Origin of the sequence: Pseudomonas sp. Q11, assembly GCF_024494355.1 — a bacterium.
Lineage (GTDB): Bacteria > Pseudomonadota > Gammaproteobacteria > Pseudomonadales > Pseudomonadaceae > Aquipseudomonas > Aquipseudomonas hefeiensis.
The window spans coordinates 203,249-220,334 of record NZ_JAKNQY010000002.1; the positions used below are offsets into that span (position 1 = coordinate 203,249).

Genomic DNA, 17,086 nt, shown 5'->3' on the forward strand with positions numbered 1-17,086 from the left:
CTGCGGTTTTCTGGATGCATGTCACAGTGGTAAAAGTAGTACCGGTTGTGCACATTCACTTTTTACCTGCTCGTGATGGGCAGTTTTTTATAGTCATTCAACAGATGGACGCGCCTTTGGCGCAGGAAAAGAAGCGTTTTGAAGAAATCCACCGCAGCACCTAAAACAGTCGTTCCGCTCTGGCGCCAGCAATTGCACTACCGGCTCAAGGAAGGTGCGTTGATCGCCATCGGCGCCTTGTGCCTGTTCCTGATGATGGCCTTGCTGACCTACGGCAAGGACGATCCGGGCTGGAGCCATAACAGCAAGATCGACGATGTGCAGAATTTCGGCGGTCCGGCCGGGTCCTACAGCGCCGACATCCTGTTCATGGTGCTGGGCTATTTCGCCTACATCTTTCCGCTTTTGCTGGCGATCAAGGCCTATCAGATTTTTCGTCAACGCCACGAGCCCTGGCAGTGGAGCGGCTGGCTGTTCTCCTGGCGCCTGATCGGCCTGGTATTCCTGGTGCTGTCGGGCGCCGCGCTGGCCCATATCCATTTCCACGCCCCCACCGGTCTGCCGGCCGGAGCGGGCGGCGCGCTGGGGGAAAGTCTTGGCGAGCTGGCCAAAAATGCCCTGAACATCCAGGGCAGCACGCTGCTGTTCATCGCTCTGTTCCTGTTCGGTCTGACCGTGTTCACCGACCTGTCATGGTTCAAGGTGATGGACGTCACCGGCAAGATCACCCTGGACCTGATCGAACTGATTCAGGGCGCCATGAATCGCTGGTGGGCGGCGCGCACCGAGCGCAAGCAGCTGGTGGCGCAACTGCGTGAGGTGGACGACCGCGTCCACGACGTGGTGGCCCCAACCGTCACGGACAAGCGCGAGCAGGCCAAGGTCAAGGAACGCCTGATCGAACGTGAACAGGCCCTGAGCAAGCACATGTCCGACCGTGAAAAACAGCTGCCGCCGGTTATTACCATGGCTCCGGCCAAGCCCCCTGAGCAGAGCAAGCGCGTGCAGAAAGAGAAGCAGGCGCCGCTGTTCGTCGACAGCGCGGTGGAAGGCACCTTGCCGCCGATCTCGATCCTGGACCCGGCCGAGAAGAAACAGCTCAACTATTCCCCAGAATCCCTGGCGGCCGTCGGTCACCTGCTGGAAATCAAGCTCAAGGAGTTTGGTGTTGAGGTTTCGGTGGACTCGATCCACCCGGGCCCGGTGATTACCCGTTACGAAATCCAGCCGGCCGCCGGCGTGAAGGTCAGCCGTATCTCCAACCTGGCCAAGGACCTGGCGCGCTCCCTGGCCGTGACCAGCGTGCGGGTGGTGGAAGTCATTCCCGGCAAGACCACCGTGGGCATCGAGATTCCCAACGAAGACCGGCAGATCGTGCGCTTCTCCGAAGTGCTCTCGACCCCTGAATACGACAACCACAAGTCGCCGGTCACCCTGGCCCTGGGCCATGACATTGGCGGCAAGCCGGTCATCACCGACCTGGCGAAAATGCCCCACCTGCTGGTGGCCGGTACCACCGGTTCCGGTAAGTCGGTGGGTGTGAACGCGATGATCCTGTCGATTCTGTTCAAGTCCGGCCCGGAAGACGCCAAGCTGATCATGATCGACCCGAAAATGCTCGAGCTGTCGATCTACGAAGGCATTCCGCACCTGCTGTGCCCGGTGGTGACCGACATGAAGGACGCCGCCAACGCCCTGCGCTGGAGCGTCGCCGAGATGGAGCGCCGCTACAAGCTGATGGCGAAGATGGGCGTGCGTAACCTGTCGGGCTTCAACGCCAAGGTCAAGGAAGCCGAAGAGGCCGGTACGCCGTTGACCGACCCGCTGTACCACCGCGAGAACATCCACGACGAAGCGCCGCTGCTGCACAAGCTGCCGACCATCGTGGTGGTGGTGGACGAATTCGCCGACATGATGATGATCGTCGGCAAGAAGGTCGAAGAACTGATCGCCCGTATCGCACAGAAGGCCCGCGCGGCCGGTATCCACCTGATTCTCGCGACACAGCGGCCGTCGGTGGACGTGATCACCGGCCTGATCAAGGCCAACATCCCGACTCGCATGGCGTTCCAGGTGTCGAGCAAGATCGACTCGCGGACCATCATCGACCAGGGCGGTGCCGAGCAGTTGCTCGGCCACGGTGACATGCTCTACATGCCGCCGGGCACCAGCCTGCCGATTCGTGTGCACGGCGCGTTCGTGTCCGACGATGAAGTGCACCGGGTAGTGGAAGCCTGGAAACTGCGAGGCGCACCTGAATACAACGACGACATCCTCAACGGTGTCGAGGAGGCCGGCAGCGGTTTCGAGGGCAGCAGCGGTGGTGGCGACGACGATGCCGAAACCGATGCGCTCTATAACGAAGCGGTGCAGTTCGTCCTGGAAAGCCGCCGGGCCTCGATTTCCGCCGTTCAGCGCAAACTCAAGATCGGCTACAACCGCGCCGCACGCATGATCGAGGCCATGGAAATGGCCGGGGTCGTGACGGCGATGAACACCAACGGTTCGCGCGAAGTATTGGCGCCGGGCCCGATGCGCGATTAATGACCTGAGCGGCCTGGCGACACGCCGCTCGACCTCCCACGACTTCAAGAGGACTCCCATGCGCCTGATTCGCATGTTGCTGTTGCCCGTACTGGCCCTGACCACCTTGTCGGCCCATGCCGATGAAAAGGACGTGGCCCGCCTGACCCAGTTGCTGGAACGTTCCCAGACCCTGACCGCTCGTTTCTCCCAACTGACCCTCGACGGCAGCGGCACCCAGTTGCAGGAAACCGCGGGTGACATGGCCTTGCAGCGTCCGGGCCTGTTCTATTGGCACACCGATGCGCCTGCCGAACAACTGATGGTGTCCGATGGCAAGAAAGTCTCGCTGTGGGACCCGGACCTGGAACAGGTCACCATCAAGACCCTGGACCAGCGCCTGACCCAGACCCCGGCGTTGCTGCTCTCCGGCGATGTTTCCAAGATCAGCCAGAGTTTCGACATCAGCTCCAAAGAGGCCGGTGGTGTGATTGACTTCACCCTCAAGCCCAAGACCACGGACAGCCTGTTCGACAGCCTGCGCCTGTCATTTCGCAACGGCCTGGTCAACGACATGCAACTGATCGACAGCGTCGGCCAGCGCACCAATATCCTGTTCACCGGGGTCAAGGCCAACGAGCCGATCGCTGCGTCCAAGTTCAAGTTCGACATCCCCAAGGGTGCGGACGTGATCCAGGAATAAACCCAAAGCCCCTGTGGGAAATGACCTGTAGGGAAGGGCCTGTGGGAGCAAGGCTTGTGGGAGAATCTGTGGGAGCAAGGCCTTGTTCCCACAGATGCTCCCACAGATCTGCTCCGGCAGAGAGAATCGGCACCAGGACCCAGCGGAGGTTGCATAAGTTGTGATGGACCTGTTTCGAAGCGCCCCGATTGCCCAGCCATTGGCCGCCCGCCTGCGCGCGACCAACCTGGATGAGTACGTCGGCCAGGAGCATGTGCTCGCTCGCGGCAAGCCACTGCGCGAAGCGCTGGAGCAGGGCGCGCTGCATTCGATGATCTTCTGGGGCCCGCCGGGTGTAGGCAAGACCACCCTGGCGCGGCTGCTGGCCGAAGTCTCGGATGCCCATTTCGAAACGGTGTCGGCGGTGCTGGCCGGGGTCAAGGAAATCCGCCAGGCGGTGGAAGTCGCCAAGCAGCAGGCCGGGCAGTACGGCAAGCGCACCATCCTGTTTGTCGATGAAGTGCACCGTTTCAACAAGTCGCAGCAGGACGCGTTCCTGCCCTACGTCGAAGACGGGACGCTGATCTTCATCGGCGCGACCACCGAAAACCCTTCGTTCGAACTCAACAACGCCTTGCTGTCCCGGGCGCGGGTCTATGTGCTCAAGAGCCTCGACGAGGCGGCGATGCGCAAGCTGGTGCACCGGGCGCTGACCGAGGAACGCGGCCTGGGCAAACGCCAGTTGAGCCTCAGCGATGAGGGCTTCCAGATCCTGTTTTCAGCCGCCGATGGCGATGGTCGACGCTTGCTCAACCTGCTGGAAAACGCCTCGGACCTGGCCGAAGACAACAGCGAGATCGGCGTCGAACTGCTGCAAAGCCTGTTGGGCGATACCCGGCGCCGCTTCGACAAGGGCGGTGAGGCGTTCTATGACCAGATTTCGGCGCTGCACAAATCCATACGCGGCTCCAACCCCGATGCGGCGTTGTACTGGTTCGCCAGAATGATCGACGGTGGTTGCGACCCGTTGTACCTGGCACGCCGAGTGGTGCGCATGGCCAGCGAAGACATCGGCAACGCCGACCCCCGCGCCCTGAGCCTGTGCCTGGCGGCCTGGGATGTGCAGGAGCGCCTCGGCAGCCCGGAAGGCGAGCTCGCCGTGGCCCAGGCCATCACCTACCTGGCCTGCGCGCCGAAAAGCAATGCGGTGTACATGGGCTTCAAGGCCGCGATGCGCAGCGCCACCGAGCATGGTTCCTTGGAAGTGCCGCTGCACCTGCGTAACGCGCCGACCAAACTCATGAAGCAATTGGGCTACGGCGATGAATACCGTTACGCTCACGACGAACCGGACGCCTATGCCGCCGGTGAAGACTATTTCCCCGATGAACTCGAACCCCAGCGCTTCTACCAGCCAGTGCCTCGGGGCCTCGAACTGAAGATCGGCGAGAAACTCAATCACCTGGCACAACTGGACCGTCTGAGTCCACGGCAGCGGAGAAAACCTTGATTCCCTTGATCCTCGCAGTCTCCGCCGGTGGCGTTGCCGGCACGTTGTTGCGCTTTGCGACTGGCAATTGGGTCAACGCAAATTGGCCCCGGCACTTCTATACGGCCACGCTGGCCGTTAATATCGTGGGCTGTTTGCTGATCGGCGTTCTATACGGTCTGTTTTTGATTCGCCCCGAGGTGCCCATCGAGGTGCGCGCGGGGCTGTTGGTCGGCTTTCTTGGCGGCCTGACGACTTTTTCATCCTTTTCACTGGATACGGTGCGCCTGCTGGAAAGCGGGCAGGTGCCGCTGGCCCTGGGCTACGCGGCCATCAGCGTATTCGGCGGGCTGCTCGCCACCTGGGCCGGCCTGTCCCTGACCAAACTTTGATAACGAGAGACCGACATGCTCGATTCCAAACTGTTACGTAGCAACCTTCAGGACGTAGCGGACCGCCTGGCATCCCGTGGCTTTGCCCTGGACGTCGCGCGCATCGAAGCGCTGGAAGAACAGCGCAAGACCGTCCAGACCCGCACCGAAGCCCTGCAGGCTGAACGTAACGCGCGCTCCAAATCCATCGGTCAGGCCAAGCAGCGCGGCGAAGACATCGCACCGCTGATGGCCGATGTCGAGCGCATGGCGGGTGAGTTGAGTGCCGGCAAGATCGAGCTGGACGCGATCCAGACCGAACTGGATTCGATCCTGCTGGGTATCCCCAACCTGCCGCATGAATCGGTGCCGGTCGGTGAAGACGAAGAGGGCAACGTCGAAGTGCGCCGTTGGGGCACGCCCAAAGTCTTTGATTTCCCGGTGCAGGATCACGTCGCCCTGGGCGAGAAGTTCGGCTGGCTCGATTTCGAAACCGCCGCCAAGCTGTCGGGCGCCCGCTTTGCTTTGTTGCGCGGGCCGATAGCCCGTCTGCATCGCGCCCTGGCGCAGTTCATGATCAACCTGCACGTCACCGAGCACGGCTACGAAGAAGCTTACACGCCTTATCTGGTTCAGGCGCCAGCCTTGCAAGGCACTGGCCAGTTGCCGAAGTTCGAGGAAGACCTGTTCAAGATCAGCCGCGAAGGCGAGGCCGACCTGTACCTGATTCCCACCGCCGAAGTGTCGCTGACCAACATCGTCGCTGGCGAGATCGTCGACGCCAAGCAACTGCCCATCAAGTTCGTCGCCCACACGCCGTGCTTTCGCAGTGAAGCCGGGGCGTCGGGCCGCGACACCCGTGGCATGATCCGCCAGCATCAGTTCGACAAGGTCGAGATGGTGCAGATCGTCGAGCCCTCGGTGTCCATGGAGGCGCTGGAAAGCCTGACCGCCAACGCCGAGAAGGTCTTGCAACTGCTGGAGCTGCCTTATCGCACCCTGGCGCTGTGCACCGGTGACATGGGTTTCAGTGCGGTGAAGACTTACGATCTGGAAGTCTGGATCCCGAGCCAGGACAAATACCGCGAAATTTCCTCGTGCTCCAACTGTGGCGACTTCCAGGCCCGCCGCATGCAGGCGCGTTTCCGCAACCCGGAAACCGGCAAGCCGGAGCTGGTCCATACTCTCAATGGCTCCGGCCTGGCCGTGGGCCGCACCCTGGTGGCGGTGCTGGAAAACTACCAGCAGGCCGACGGTTCGATCCGTGTGCCAGAGGTGTTGAAGCCCTACATGGGCGGCATCGAGGTCATCGGCTAAATGGACTATTTGCCACTGTTCCACAACCTGCGCGGCAGTCGCGTGCTGGTGGTCGGCGGCGGGGAAATTGCCTTGCGCAAGTCCCGCCTGCTGGCTGATGCCGGCGCGCTGTTGCGGGTGGTCGCACCGCACATCGAACCGCAGCTGCGGGAACTGGTCAGTGGCAGCGGTGGCGAATGCGTCCTACGCGGTTACCTTGAAGCGGATCTGGACGGCTGCGGCTTGATCATTGCCGCCACCGACGACGAGCCGCTCAACGCCCAGGTATCGGCTGACGCCCATAAGCGCTGCGTGCCGGTCAACGTGGTGGACGCGCCAGCCCTGTGCAGCGTGATCTTCCCGGCGATTGTCGACCGCTCGCCGCTGGTGATCGCGGTGTCCAGTGGCGGCGATGCGCCGGTACTGGCGCGGCTGATCCGGGCCAAGCTGGAAACCTGGATTCCGTCGACCTATGGGCAATTGGCCGGGCTGGCGGCGCGTTTTCGCAGCCAGGTCAAAGGGCTGTTCCCGGACGTGCAGCAGCGCCGGGCGTTCTGGGAAGAGGTGTTCCAGGGGCCTATCGCTGACCGGCAGTTGGCCGGGCAGGGCGCCGAGGCCGAGCGCCTGTTGCGTGAAAAAATTGCCGGCCAGGCGCCGAATGCACCGGGTGAGGTCTATCTGGTGGGCGCAGGCCCTGGTGATCCGGACCTGCTGACCTTCCGTGCCTTGCGACTGATGCAGCAGGCGGACGTGGTGCTTTACGACCGTCTGGTGGCTCCGGCGATCCTTGAGCTGTGCCGGCGTGACGCCGAGCGGATCTACGTCGGCAAGCGTCGCTCAGAGCACGCGGTGCCCCAGGACCAGATCAACCAGCAATTGGTCGATCTGGCCCGGCAAGGCAAGCGTGTGGTGCGGTTGAAGGGCGGTGATCCGTTCATCTTCGGACGTGGCGGTGAAGAAATCGAAGAGTTGGCGGCCCATGGCATCCCGTTCCAGGTGGTTCCGGGCATCACTGCCGCCAGCGGCTGCGCGGCCTACGCCGGGATCCCGCTGACCCATCGCGATTACGCCCAGTCGGTGCGGTTCATCACCGGCCATCTGAAGGACGGCACCAGCGACTTGCCGTGGCCGGACCTGGTGTCACCGGCGCAGACGTTGGTGTTCTACATGGGGTTGGTGGGGCTGCCGATCATCTGCGACGAGTTGATCAAGCACGGTCGCGCAGCGGACACACCGGCGGCGCTGATCCAGCAAGGCACGACGTCCAACCAGCGAGTCTTTACCGGCACCCTGGCGAATTTACCGAAACTGGTGGCCGAGCATGAGGTTCATGCGCCGACGCTGGTGATCGTTGGGGAAGTGGTGCAACTGCGTGAGAAACTGGCGTGGTTTGAAGGGGCTCAGGGGCAGGTCTAGAGACCGCGCCGCCCCAATCGCGAGCAGGCTCGCTCCCACATGTGATCGCGTTCAGCCGAAGAATTGAGGCCTACGCCGATCCAATGTGGGAGCTAGCCTGCTCGCGATTGGCCTTCAGAAGCAATAAAAATTCTGGATCAGTTATCAACCCCACGCCAAATCCCTTTCCCACTCAACCGCTCCCGATCATGGGCAACCCTGAAGTCCTGTTCCGGGCCCTTGGGCACGATCCCGTTGGGATTGATGGTCTTGTGGCTGCCGTAGTAATGGCGCTGGATATGGGTGAAATCCACGGTCTCGGCAATCCCCGGCCACTGGTACAACTCCCGCAACCAGTTCGACAGGTTCGGATAATCCGCAATACGCCGCAGGTTGCATTTGAAATGGCCGAAATACACCGCGTCAAAACGGATGATCGTGGTGAACAAGCGGATATCGGCTTCGGTCAGGTATTCCCCGGCCAGGTAGCGTCGGGCTTGCAGCACTGCCTCCAACCGGTCGAGTTCCGCGAATAAACCATCGAACGCTTCTTCGTAGGCTGCCTGCGTGGTGGCGAACCCGGCGCGGTACACGCCATTGTTCACGGCCGGGTAGATGCGTTCGTTCAATGCATCGATATCGTGGCGCAGGTGCTCGGGGTAGAGGTCCATGCCGTTTCCGGTCAAGCCGTCGAAGGCGCTGTTGAACATGCGGATGATTTCCGCTGATTCGTTGTTGACGATGCGTTGTTGCCGTTTGTCCCACAGCACTGGCACGGTGACGCGACCGGTGTAGTCCGGCGTATCGGCGGTGTAGCGCTGGTGCAGGAAATCCAGATGATCGAGTTTGTCGCCGCTGGAGCCATGGCTCTTGTCGAACGTCCAGCCGTTTTCCAGCATCAGGTAGCTGACCACCGAGACATCGATCAGGTCTTGCAGGCCTTTGAGCTTGCGATAGATCAGCGTCCGGTGGGCCCAGGGGCAGGCCAGGGACACATACAAATGATAGCGCCCGCGTTCGGCGGCAAACCCGCTGTCACCCGTGGGACCGGCGCTGCCGTCGGCGGTGATCCAGTGGCGGCGTTGCGCCTGTTCACGCTGGAAGGTGCCGTCCTTGCTTTCGTACCACTGGTCCTGCCAGCGACCTTCGACTAACAACCCCATCTCGATCTCCTCTGCCAATAAACGTTGGAGAGGAGTCTATTCCCATAGGTTCGAACAAAAAGCGTAAAGGTTGGGCGTTGATGATCGGTTAAATCGATCGATCCCGGGCGGCCCAGTATTGGCGGGCTTGCTCTAAAGCTTCTTCCCGAGCCAGACCCAGGCCGCGCAAGGCCAGGGCCATGGTGGCAATCAGCGCCAGTTGCGGGTAGCTGTCCTCGACATCGCCTCGCCAGATGGCTTTGAGGTGCTCAGGGTCGAGGCTTTGCGGTTTGACGTGGCGCTGTTCGGCCAGTCGTGGCCATTCTTCATCCCAGCTCACACCGCCCCGGGTGCCGTACAGGTGGCTGTCAGCGTCCGGGTTGATCTCGATCTCGCCACCGTCGCCTTTGACCACGATGGTGGTGTCCCCCAGCAAGCCGCTGGCATCGCGGTGTACCGCCTGGTAGCCCGGATGGAAGATGCTTTGCAGCCCGCAACGGGCGCCCAGGGGGTTGAGGATTCGCGCCAGGGAATGGATCGGCGAGCGCAAGCCCAGGGTGTTGCGCAGGTCGATCATCCGTTGCATCTGCGGCGCCCAGTCCACCAGTGGCATGAAGGCCAGGCCGCCGGCGTCCAGCGCTGCGCCGACCTGCTGCCAGTCGCGGCACAAGGGGATGTTTAGCAAGCCAAGCAGTTGCTCGGTGTAGAGCCGGCCCGCCGTATGCGCGCCGCCGCCGTGCATGAAAATCCGCACACCGTTCTGCCCAAGGCATTTGGCCGCCAGCAGGTACCACGGTAAATGACGCTTCTTGCCGGCATAGGTCGGCCAGTCCAGATCCACCGCCAACGCCGGGGTCTGCAGGCGCTCACGCAAGGCTTGGGTGAAACCGGCCATTTCTTCGGCGCTTTCTTCCTTGTGCCGCAATAGCATCAGGAAGGCGCCGAGCTGGGTGTCTTCGACCTGCTCGTCCAGGACCATGCCCATGGCTTGCCGCGCTTCTTCGCGGGTCAGGTCACGGGCGCCGCGCTTGCCTTTGCCGAGGATACGCACGAATTGGGCGAACGGATGTTCGGCCGGGGTCTCAAGGGTCAACGGTGGGAAGTCGGTCATAAGCAGTTCGTCGGTTTGGGCAGGCCCGCCAGCTTGGCGGCGAGTTTGGCGGGAGTGCCTTTGAACAATCGGTTCAGGTGCAGGCTGTTGCCCTTGTCTGCGCCCAGCTTCAGCGCCGTGTACTTGATCAGCGGCCGGGTCGCGGGGGAAAGTTGGAATTCGTTGTAGAAGCCGCGCAGCAATTCGAGGACTTCCCAGTGTTCGGGGCTCAACTGGATGTCTTCGGCGGCCGCCAGGGCCGTGGCGACTTCGGCCGACCAGTCATTGAGATCGGCCAGGTAGCCGTCCTTGTCCAGCGCAATGGCGCGTTGGCCCACGTTCAGCACGTTCATAACCAGGTGTTGACCTTGTCATGGTGGATCGACAGCGCGACGAACGCCGGGTAGTCGATGGCTTCGGCCCATTGTGGAATGTCCAGGGCCCGGGCTTGCGCGTCTTCGCCAAGCACGAAAAGCTTCAGGCCTCTGAGCTGCAGTTCTTCAAAGGGTACCGTGGCGGTGCGCAAGGCGTATGTCGCGTCGCCGCACAGCAGTAGCGCGTCCTGTTCGCCCAGTACCCGCAGGCAACTGGCGAAGCGGCTATCGCCGAAGGGGGAATGAGACAACACATGCAAAGTCGACATCAGAAGGTGATCACCTGGTCGTAACGATCGATGAGCGCGGCGATCTGCGGCGCGCTCAGTATTTTCAGCTCGTCCAGCGCCAGGGCATCGGTTGCGACGCCTCGTTCGGCGGCACTGTCGGCGCAGACGTACAGGTCCTCGACGCCAAACATGGGCAACGCCTGCAAGTTCGCGCTCAGGTCCTTTTGCTGGACCGTCTTGGCGTTTTGGCCGCTGACCAGCTGCATGACGCCGTCGTCGAGAAACAGCAGGCCGATGGGCAGGTCGAACGCGCCGCCGGCCAGCACGATGTCCAGGGCTTCCCGGGCTCCGGGGCCTGACCAGGGAGCCTGGCGGCTGATGAGTAACAAGGATTTGGCCATTACGCGCCTCCAAAACAGATCAAGCGGTCGGCGTCCTGGATCGCATCGTGCAATTGGCCCAGGCCGGACAAGGCCCAAGGCGCCCCGACGCTGACCGCCGAACGCTGGTAGCGCTGGGCCTCTTCATCGTTCAGCACGCCACGGCGCAACGCCGCTGCGATGCAAACCACACCGTCGAGCTGGTTGTCGCTGACAAAGGCGCGCCACTGTCGGGGCAGATCCTGTTCATCCTGGGGCGTTACGAGGCTGTCGGCAGCGTTATAGACGCCATCCTGATAGAAAAACAACCGCACGATTTCATGCCCACCGGCCAGCGCGGCCTGGGCAAACAACAGGGCGCGGCGCGAGGAGGGCGCATGGGCGGCGGAAAACAACGCGATGGCAAACTTCATGACAGACCCGATCAGCAAAACTGCGGCCATGATAAAGCTTTATGGGCGCAGGGGCGATTGCCAGGAAAGGGGCGAGCCCCTATGGCCAGGGAGCACGCTCTCTGGCCAAAGGAATGTGCTCAGTCTTGGTTTTTGAGACCATTCAACTCGCAATACTCCGCCCACTCCATCCCCGCCATCTGCGCCACCTCCTTGTGTACTTCCATGCGCTGGTTTTCGTAGTCCTGGGGCGAGGTGGCGGTCAGTTGCAGGGTCAGTTCCCACGCGAACAGGCCCTGGCGCTCGGCCTCGGCTTCGAACGCTTCATGCAAGCGCTCGGCGCGATACTGCGCGGCGGTCTCGCCCTTGGCCTGGGCCAGCAGCGGGTTGAGGTTGTCCAGCTCGACGCGTAGGTCGGGGCGTTCATCGAGAAATTTTTCCAGCGCTCGTTCATGTTGCTGTTCGGTTGCCGCCATGGTCACTCCTTGGGTGCCGGGGGTTGTTTCTTGTTGGCCTTGGCCGCAGCGGCCAGGCATTCGAGGGCGAACTGTTCGGTGTAGGTCATCTGTATCGGCGTGGTTTCGCCCTTGACGGTGCGTTCGCCGTCGAGGATGTAGCGAATCCGCTTGTCGGTGACGCCGATTCGCTTGGCGATCCAGGCCGGGGTCTGGCCGATCTGGCTGATCAGTTTGTCAGCGTATTCGGTGGTGGGTTTGTAGAATTCGGCATTGGGTGTCATGGGTGTTCCGCGCAGGCAAGTGGCAAGGGCGCGACAGGTTGCGCGAATCATCGCCCGGTGTCGCGTATAAATTTCAGTAAAGCAGCATGAAGGCCCAGGCCGCAGTGCTACAGTCGGTTTTTTTCTCTATGAGTGAACGCAATGCGAATGCTGATGGTGGCCGTGGCCGCAACGTTGCTGGTTGGCTGCGCGGGTTCGGCGATGAACCAGGCCCGTACTCAAGCACCCTATAAGACATTGACTTCGGACAAACCGCAGCAGGTGGTGGCCGAGTGTGTGCAGTTTTCCTGGCAGGACGAAGCTGTGTTTGGCGTCGATGCCGGTGCCTATCTGCAACCCGGCAAGACGGGTGGCATGACCGTGTATACCCGCTCGGCCGAAGCGTTTGTGGATCTGCAAACCAGCGCTTCCGGCACGGCGCTGAACTACTACGCCCGGCATGACGACTTTGTTGCCAAGCGTCGGTTGGCGGCGTTGGCGACTTGTCTGTAGACCACTTGCACTGCTATCGCGAGCAGGCTCGCTCCCACAGGTTTTTGTGTCGTTTGCAGATCCTGTGAACACTCGCAACCCCTGTGGGAGCGAGCCTGCTCGCGATGAGGCCGGCACAGCCCACATCACCGCAGCTGACCCACCGCTTTCGCGAGCAAGCCCGCTCCCACAGGGTCCGCATTTCAATCAGTCTGGCTCAAGCGCTTCTGGAAGAAAAAATGCTGGTGGCCCGGCGGGTAATCGTCGATCTGGCCGATTTCCGTGAAGCCGTGTTGCCTGTAGAACGCGGGCGCCTGGAAGTCGAAGGTGTCCAGCCACATGCCCACGCAGTTTTTCTCTCGGGCAAAGTCTTCGGCCATCTGCATCAACGTCGAACCCGTGCCCTGGCCACGGGCCTGTTCCGGCACCACCAGCAACTCGATATAAAACCAGCGAAAGAACACTCGACCGTAGAGCCCGCCCACGATTTCGTCGCTGTGTTCGTCGCGCACCAGCCAAGCGACCAGCTCAGGCACCGTCCCGCCGGTCTTGGCCGCGTTGTAGGCGCGTAGCGGGGCAAGGATAGCCTCGCGGTCTTGTGCGGTGGGGGTGTCCGTACGTTCGATTCGTAGCGTCATCGGCAATGTCCTTGTGCGGTGAGGGATGAGCCGCACGAGCCTATCCCAAACCCGGCTTTTGCGTCACCCAAGCGACGGCGAACAGGCGCATTACGCAAATCGGGCCATACTGCCTAGTGCTCTTTTATGCGATCCGCGACATGGCGTTATCGGTAGGTTATTAATCCGTTGTCGGGATCCAACACGTTTTGAAGAGGAAGCTCATGAACACCGCCTTGCTGATCATCGATGTCCAGAACGCGCTGTGCAGCGGCGAAGAAGAGTGCTTCGACAGCCCACGCATGCTCCGGACGATCAACGACCTCGGCGCCAGGGCCAGGGCTGTCGGCTTGCCGGTGATCCTGATCCAGCACGAAGAGCCGGAGGGTTCGCTGACGTATGGTTCCAGCGCCTGGCAACTGGCCGACGGCCTGTTGACCGCACCGGATGACCTGCGAGTACGCAAGACCACGCCGGACGCCTTCTACCAGACCGATCTGCTGTCGCTGCTGCAAGCCCGGATGATTGATCGCGTGGTGATCTGCGGGTTGCAAACCGACTATTGCGTTAACGCCACGGTACGCCAGGCCCATGCCCTGGGGTATGACGTGGTCCTGGCCGCCGACGCCCATTCCACCGTGGACAACGGCAGCATGGCGGCCGAGCAGATCATTGCCAACCACAACAACCGGCTGGGACGCCTGAGCAGCGCGGTGTCGCGGATCGATGTGCTGCCGGCGGGGGAAATCCGTCTCTGACGGTGAAACCCAAACCTCTGGCGAGGGAAACCGGGCGATGGCATCGGATCCGCTGATCAGCGTAGCAGCACGGGCACTGGCGGCGGGGGATCCGGTGGCCGCGCTCAATCGCGTTTCCCTGCGTGACGATGCGCCGGCCTTGGCGCTTCGCGGCATTGCCATGGCGCAGTTGGGCGATCTGGATCGGGCCAGGGCGCTGATGCGGCGGGCGGCTCGGGTCTTCGGGCCACGGGAGGCCGTGGCACAGGCGCGGTGCGTGGTGGCCGAAGGGGAAATCGCCCTGGCGTCCCGTGATCTGGCCTGGCCGGTGAAGCGTCTGGAGGCTGCGCGGGCGGTGCTTGAATTCCATGGTGACCGGGCGAACGTCGCCCATGCATGCTCAATCGAAATCCGCCGCTTGCTGTTGCTAGGCCACCTCGACGAGGCCGAGTCGAGGCTGGTCGACCTTGATCCTGGCTGTCTTCCTCCGCCGTCCAGAGCTGCTTGCGAACTGGTGGTGGCGGGCATCGCCCTGCGGCGGTTACAAACGAAAACCGCACGCGCCGCGCTTGAACGTGCCAGCCAGGCGGCGCGACAAGCGGGCATCGGCGCGCTCACTGCTGAAGTCGAAAGCGCCTGGCGCGTCCTGCAGGCTCCAGCGGCACGCCTGATTGCGAGGGGCGAGGAGCGATTGCTGGCCCTTGAAGAGGTTGAAGCACTCCTGGCCAGCGACGCGTTGGTGGTGGACGCTTGTCGCAATGGCGTGAGCGGGACGGGCCTGCGGATCTCCCTTGCCGGGCGCCCGGTGTTGTTCGCCCTCGCCAGGCAATTGGCTCAAGCCTGGCCTGCTGATGTGTCCAGGGAAACGCTCGTTGCCCAGGCCTTTGGTTTGAAACTGACGGATGACTCCCATCGTGCCCGACTGCGGGTCGAAGTCGGGCGCTTGCGCGTGGCGCTTCGCCCACTGGCCGAGGTGACGGCAACCCAGCGTGGGTTTGCTCTGATGCCGCGCAGGAGCGGCGAAGTGGTGGTGCTGGCGCGTCCTGTAGAAGAACCCCACGGCGCAGTGCTGGCGTTGCTGGCCGATGGCCAATCCTGGTCCAGTTCCGCCTTGGCGCTGGCCTTGGATGCCAGCCAACGCACCGTGCAACGGGCCCTCGACACGCTGGCCGCGTCGGGCAAGGTACAGTCGGTCGGGCGTGGGCGGGCCTGTCGCTGGCTGGCGCCACCGATGCCCGGATTCACGACGGTATTGTTACTCACCGCGCTGCTGCCCGATGGTTAGGATGCAGTGACACCCCAACGATGAGGCTTGCAAGATGAAACGTTCAGATGCCCAGATCCTGCGTGAATACGGCCCTTTTCCTGGCGTCGATTGCGTACACGGTGTCAGTCATGACGGCGAGCTCGTCTGGTTTGCTTCAGGCGACAAGCTGCACGCACTCGATCCCGCCAGCGGTCAGACGTTGCGTTCGCTGGACGTCCCGGCAAATGCCGGAACGGCTTTTGACGGTGAGCACCTGTTCCAGATCGCGGGCGACACCATTCGCAAGATCGACCCGCGCACTGGCCAGGTGCTGGCGAGCATTGCGGCGCCTAATAGCGGTGATGACTCAGGACTGGCCTGGGCCGAAGGATCACTCTGGGTCGGCCAGTACAAGGCGCGCAAAATCCTCCAGATCGATCCCTCCAGCGGCAAGATTCTGCGCACCCTCGAATCCAACCGCTTCGTCACGGGCGTGACCTGGGTTGACGGCGAGCTCTGGCACGGCACCTGGGAAAATGATGAAAGCGATCTGCGTCGCATCGACCCTCAAACCGCAGAAGTGCTGGAAAGCGTGACCATGCCGCCGGGGATTGGCGTGTCGGGGCTTGAGTCAGACGGCGCCGACCGGTTCTTTTGCGGCGGAGGCAATAGCGCGAAGGTGAGGGCGGTTCGTCGGCCGTAGGAGCTGCCGAAGGCTGCGATCTTTTGATCTTGATCTTGATCTTGATCTTGATCTTTCGCTTGGGACTCAATTGTTTGGGGCAAGATCGCAGCCTCGTTGCACTCGACAGCTCCTACACAGCTCCTACACAGCTTTTTCGCAGATACGCTCGACCTTGCGATAAGTCAGCAACACGATGCCGGTGACCACAATCGCGCCGCCAATCACCTGGCCCGGGTTGAGCATCTGGTCAAGCACCAGCCAGCCGATCAGCAGCGTCGCCAGCGGTTCGATGTTCATCACCGGTGCGTTGCGCGGCATGTCCAGGCGGGGCACGGAAATGAACAGCACGATAAACCCGGTGCCATAAAGCACCACCAGGGTCGCCAGGGCAAACCAGCCGGTGCTGCTGGCCGGCAGGTCGAAGCCACCGGGAAGGGCGCCGGTCAGGCCGGCGAGGTTGACGCTGCTGAACACGATGAAAATGGTCAGCAGGCTGCGCACCGAACCGCGCACCTGGGACAGTTTGTGGTCAGTGATCCATAGCGCGCAGGCGAACACGCAGGCGGCACAGAAGGCCAGGCCCACGCCCAGCAACCACTGCGGGCCGACGCTCTCTTGCGACGACAGCCGGGCCGGTACTTCCAGCACGAACACCAGGCCAACCAGAATCATGCCCATCAACGCGGCAGTGCGCGCGGTGGGGCGTGGCCCGCCGAGTGCCCAGGTCAGCAACGCCAGCAGGATCGGAAAGACATTGCCTACCAACAGCGCCAGGGCGACTGGCACCCGAGCCACGGCCGAATACAGGCACAGACTCTGGGCGGCAATCAACAGCCCCAGGGTCAATTGCCAGCGCCAGACCCCTGGCGGCAGGCGCAGGTTCTGGCGTTGCCAGAGCACCATGGCGGCCAGCACCAGCAGGGTGCCGCCCGAGCGTAGCAGGATCGCCAGCAAGACCCCGGCACCGTCATCAAATGCCGCCCTGGCGGCGACATGGTTGCCGGCGAAGGCACATCCCATGCAGAGCAGAACCAGCACGGCGAGGTGCCGAGGTAACGGAGTGGGGGTGTCAGGTGCGGTCGTGGAGCGGGTCATGGCAGGGCGTCTCAAAGGCAGGCCGCCAAAGCAAGACGCTTCGGAACGGCTATTGTAGTTATAGGTTGTCGTACAACTTGGCTTGGGTTTTTACCCCATAGGCATGCAAGACACAAGCTTCGCCTCCGGAAA

At 62.3% G+C, this 17,086-nt stretch carries 20 protein-coding genes; 10 read left to right on the plus strand and 10 right to left on the minus strand.

Annotated features, from left to right (window positions below):
- The first annotated feature begins 138 nt into the window (after nucleotides 1–138).
- From MA884_RS03035 to cysG, 6 genes are all read left to right on the plus strand, one after another.
- A complete protein-coding gene (locus MA884_RS03035; RefSeq protein WP_256228953.1) occupies nucleotides 139–2,544 on the plus strand; it encodes a DNA translocase FtsK in 2,406 nt (801 codons plus the stop codon).
- 58 nt (nucleotides 2,545–2,602) lie between these two features.
- Nucleotides 2,603–3,226 (plus strand): outer membrane lipoprotein chaperone LolA, encoded by a 624-nt coding sequence (gene lolA / locus MA884_RS03040; RefSeq protein ID WP_256228955.1) that lies wholly within the window; start codon nucleotides 2,603–2,605, stop codon nucleotides 3,224–3,226.
- A 163-nt stretch (nucleotides 3,227–3,389) separates the two neighbouring features.
- Nucleotides 3,390–4,715: a replication-associated recombination protein A gene (locus MA884_RS03045; RefSeq protein ID WP_256228956.1), complete on the plus strand. Its 1,326-nt coding sequence runs from the start codon at nucleotides 3,390–3,392 to the stop codon at nucleotides 4,713–4,715.
- The gene (crcB, locus tag MA884_RS03050; RefSeq protein WP_047227715.1) at nucleotides 4,712–5,086 is read left to right on the plus strand and encodes a fluoride efflux transporter CrcB; all 375 of its coding nucleotides are present in this window, start codon (nucleotides 4,712–4,714) and stop codon (nucleotides 5,084–5,086) included. The genes MA884_RS03045 and crcB overlap by 4 nt, the downstream gene beginning before the upstream one ends.
- 15 nt (nucleotides 5,087–5,101) lie before the next feature.
- The gene (serS, locus tag MA884_RS03055) at nucleotides 5,102–6,382 is read left to right on the plus strand and encodes a serine--tRNA ligase (RefSeq protein ID WP_256228958.1); all 1,281 of its coding nucleotides are present in this window, start codon (nucleotides 5,102–5,104) and stop codon (nucleotides 6,380–6,382) included.
- Nucleotides 6,383–7,777: a siroheme synthase CysG gene (gene cysG, locus MA884_RS03060; RefSeq protein WP_256228959.1), complete on the plus strand. Its 1,395-nt coding sequence runs from the start codon at nucleotides 6,383–6,385 to the stop codon at nucleotides 7,775–7,777.
- 137 nt (nucleotides 7,778–7,914) lie between these two features.
- Here cysG and MA884_RS03065 read toward each other — a convergent pair whose 3' ends face one another.
- From MA884_RS03065 to MA884_RS03100, 8 genes are all read right to left on the minus strand, one after another.
- On the minus strand, nucleotides 7,915–8,919 hold the full coding sequence (locus tag MA884_RS03065; RefSeq protein ID WP_256228961.1) for a glutathione S-transferase family protein: 1,005 nt from the start codon (nucleotides 8,917–8,919) through the stop codon (nucleotides 7,915–7,917).
- Between the two features lie 88 nt (nucleotides 8,920–9,007).
- Nucleotides 9,008–10,009, minus strand: coding sequence for a glycosyl transferase family protein (locus tag MA884_RS03070; protein WP_256228963.1), 1,002 nt, complete (start codon nucleotides 10,007–10,009; stop codon nucleotides 9,008–9,010).
- Nucleotides 10,006–10,341 carry a TusE/DsrC/DsvC family sulfur relay protein gene (locus tag MA884_RS03075; RefSeq protein WP_256228965.1) on the minus strand — a complete coding sequence of 112 codons (336 nt, stop codon included), beginning with the start codon at nucleotides 10,339–10,341 and terminating at the stop codon, nucleotides 10,006–10,008. The genes MA884_RS03070 and MA884_RS03075 overlap by 4 nt, the downstream gene beginning before the upstream one ends.
- Nucleotides 10,338–10,631, minus strand: a complete 294-nt coding sequence (gene tusB / locus MA884_RS03080; RefSeq protein WP_256228966.1) for a sulfurtransferase complex subunit TusB — start codon at nucleotides 10,629–10,631, stop codon at nucleotides 10,338–10,340. Before tusB ends, MA884_RS03075 begins: the two co-directional genes overlap by 4 nt.
- Nucleotides 10,631–10,993: a sulfurtransferase complex subunit TusC gene (tusC, locus tag MA884_RS03085; RefSeq protein WP_256228967.1), complete on the minus strand. Its 363-nt coding sequence runs from the start codon at nucleotides 10,991–10,993 to the stop codon at nucleotides 10,631–10,633. The genes tusB and tusC overlap by 1 nt, the downstream gene beginning before the upstream one ends.
- The gene (gene tusD, locus MA884_RS03090; RefSeq protein ID WP_256228968.1) at nucleotides 10,993–11,385 is read right to left on the minus strand and encodes a sulfurtransferase complex subunit TusD; all 393 of its coding nucleotides are present in this window, start codon (nucleotides 11,383–11,385) and stop codon (nucleotides 10,993–10,995) included. The genes tusC and tusD overlap by 1 nt, the downstream gene beginning before the upstream one ends.
- Before the next feature lie 119 nt (nucleotides 11,386–11,504).
- Nucleotides 11,505–11,840, minus strand: coding sequence for a DUF6388 family protein (locus tag MA884_RS03095; protein ID WP_256228969.1), 336 nt, complete (start codon nucleotides 11,838–11,840; stop codon nucleotides 11,505–11,507).
- Between the two features lie 2 nt (nucleotides 11,841–11,842).
- Nucleotides 11,843–12,103, minus strand: coding sequence for a hypothetical protein (locus tag MA884_RS03100; RefSeq protein WP_256228970.1), 261 nt, complete (start codon nucleotides 12,101–12,103; stop codon nucleotides 11,843–11,845).
- Between the two features lie 141 nt (nucleotides 12,104–12,244).
- Between MA884_RS03100 and MA884_RS03105 the strand changes: the two genes are divergently transcribed.
- A complete protein-coding gene (locus MA884_RS03105) occupies nucleotides 12,245–12,595 on the plus strand; it encodes a hypothetical protein (protein ID WP_256228971.1) in 351 nt (116 codons plus the stop codon).
- A gap of 182 nt (nucleotides 12,596–12,777) precedes the next feature.
- On the opposite strand, the gene MA884_RS03110 is transcribed toward MA884_RS03105, so the two are convergent.
- On the minus strand, nucleotides 12,778–13,212 hold the full coding sequence (locus MA884_RS03110; RefSeq protein ID WP_256228972.1) for a GNAT family N-acetyltransferase: 435 nt from the start codon (nucleotides 13,210–13,212) through the stop codon (nucleotides 12,778–12,780).
- A gap of 203 nt (nucleotides 13,213–13,415) precedes the next feature.
- On the opposite strand from MA884_RS03110, the gene MA884_RS03115 reads away from it, so the two are divergent.
- The 3 genes from MA884_RS03115 to MA884_RS03125 are packed head-to-tail and all read left to right on the plus strand — an operon-like array spanning nucleotide 13,416 to nucleotide 15,877.
- The gene (locus tag MA884_RS03115) at nucleotides 13,416–13,949 is read left to right on the plus strand and encodes a cysteine hydrolase family protein (protein WP_256228974.1); all 534 of its coding nucleotides are present in this window, start codon (nucleotides 13,416–13,418) and stop codon (nucleotides 13,947–13,949) included.
- 37 nt (nucleotides 13,950–13,986) lie between these two features.
- Nucleotides 13,987–15,213, plus strand: a complete 1,227-nt coding sequence (locus MA884_RS03120) for a helix-turn-helix domain-containing protein (protein ID WP_256228975.1) — start codon at nucleotides 13,987–13,989, stop codon at nucleotides 15,211–15,213.
- 34 nt (nucleotides 15,214–15,247) lie between these two features.
- Nucleotides 15,248–15,877, plus strand: coding sequence for a DUF5074 domain-containing protein (locus tag MA884_RS03125; RefSeq protein WP_256228976.1), 630 nt, complete (start codon nucleotides 15,248–15,250; stop codon nucleotides 15,875–15,877).
- 123 nt (nucleotides 15,878–16,000) lie between these two features.
- Here the strand turns inward: MA884_RS03125 and MA884_RS03130 are convergent, their stop codons facing one another.
- Nucleotides 16,001–16,954 carry a DMT family transporter gene (locus MA884_RS03130; RefSeq protein WP_256228977.1) on the minus strand — a complete coding sequence of 318 codons (954 nt, stop codon included), beginning with the start codon at nucleotides 16,952–16,954 and terminating at the stop codon, nucleotides 16,001–16,003.
- Between the last annotated feature and the right edge of the window lie 132 nt (nucleotides 16,955–17,086).

Bases quoted from the DNA above. Each gene is read 5' to 3' on its own strand.
- lolA (WP_256228955.1), top strand. From the start codon at position 2,603: ATGCGCCTGATTCGCATGTTGCTGTTGCCCGTACTGGCCCTGACCACC.
- MA884_RS03045 (WP_256228956.1), top strand. From the start codon at position 3,390: ATGGACCTGTTTCGAAGCGCCCCGATTGCCCAGCCATTGGCCGCCCGC.
- serS (WP_256228958.1), top strand. From the start codon at position 5,102: ATGCTCGATTCCAAACTGTTACGTAGCAACCTTCAGGACGTAGCGGAC.
- cysG (WP_256228959.1), top strand. From the start codon at position 6,383: ATGGACTATTTGCCACTGTTCCACAACCTGCGCGGCAGTCGCGTGCTG.
- MA884_RS03065 (WP_256228961.1), bottom strand. From the start codon at position 8,919: ATGGGGTTGTTAGTCGAAGGTCGCTGGCAGGACCAGTGGTACGAAAGC.
- MA884_RS03070 (WP_256228963.1), bottom strand. From the start codon at position 10,009: ATGACCGACTTCCCACCGTTGACCCTTGAGACCCCGGCCGAACATCCG.
- MA884_RS03075 (WP_256228965.1), bottom strand. From the start codon at position 10,341: ATGAACGTGCTGAACGTGGGCCAACGCGCCATTGCGCTGGACAAGGAC.
- tusB (WP_256228966.1), bottom strand. From the start codon at position 10,631: ATGTCGACTTTGCATGTGTTGTCTCATTCCCCCTTCGGCGATAGCCGC.
- tusC (WP_256228967.1), bottom strand. From the start codon at position 10,993: ATGGCCAAATCCTTGTTACTCATCAGCCGCCAGGCTCCCTGGTCAGGC.
- tusD (WP_256228968.1), bottom strand. From the start codon at position 11,385: ATGAAGTTTGCCATCGCGTTGTTTTCCGCCGCCCATGCGCCCTCCTCG.
- MA884_RS03095 (WP_256228969.1), bottom strand. From the start codon at position 11,840: ATGGCGGCAACCGAACAGCAACATGAACGAGCGCTGGAAAAATTTCTC.
- MA884_RS03100 (WP_256228970.1), bottom strand. From the start codon at position 12,103: ATGACACCCAATGCCGAATTCTACAAACCCACCACCGAATACGCTGAC.
- MA884_RS03105 (WP_256228971.1), top strand. From the start codon at position 12,245: ATGCGAATGCTGATGGTGGCCGTGGCCGCAACGTTGCTGGTTGGCTGC.
- MA884_RS03110 (WP_256228972.1), bottom strand. From the start codon at position 13,212: ATGACGCTACGAATCGAACGTACGGACACCCCCACCGCACAAGACCGC.
- MA884_RS03115 (WP_256228974.1), top strand. From the start codon at position 13,416: ATGAACACCGCCTTGCTGATCATCGATGTCCAGAACGCGCTGTGCAGC.
- MA884_RS03120 (WP_256228975.1), top strand. From the start codon at position 13,987: ATGGCATCGGATCCGCTGATCAGCGTAGCAGCACGGGCACTGGCGGCG.
- MA884_RS03125 (WP_256228976.1), top strand. From the start codon at position 15,248: ATGAAACGTTCAGATGCCCAGATCCTGCGTGAATACGGCCCTTTTCCT.
- MA884_RS03130 (WP_256228977.1), bottom strand. From the start codon at position 16,954: ATGACCCGCTCCACGACCGCACCTGACACCCCCACTCCGTTACCTCGG.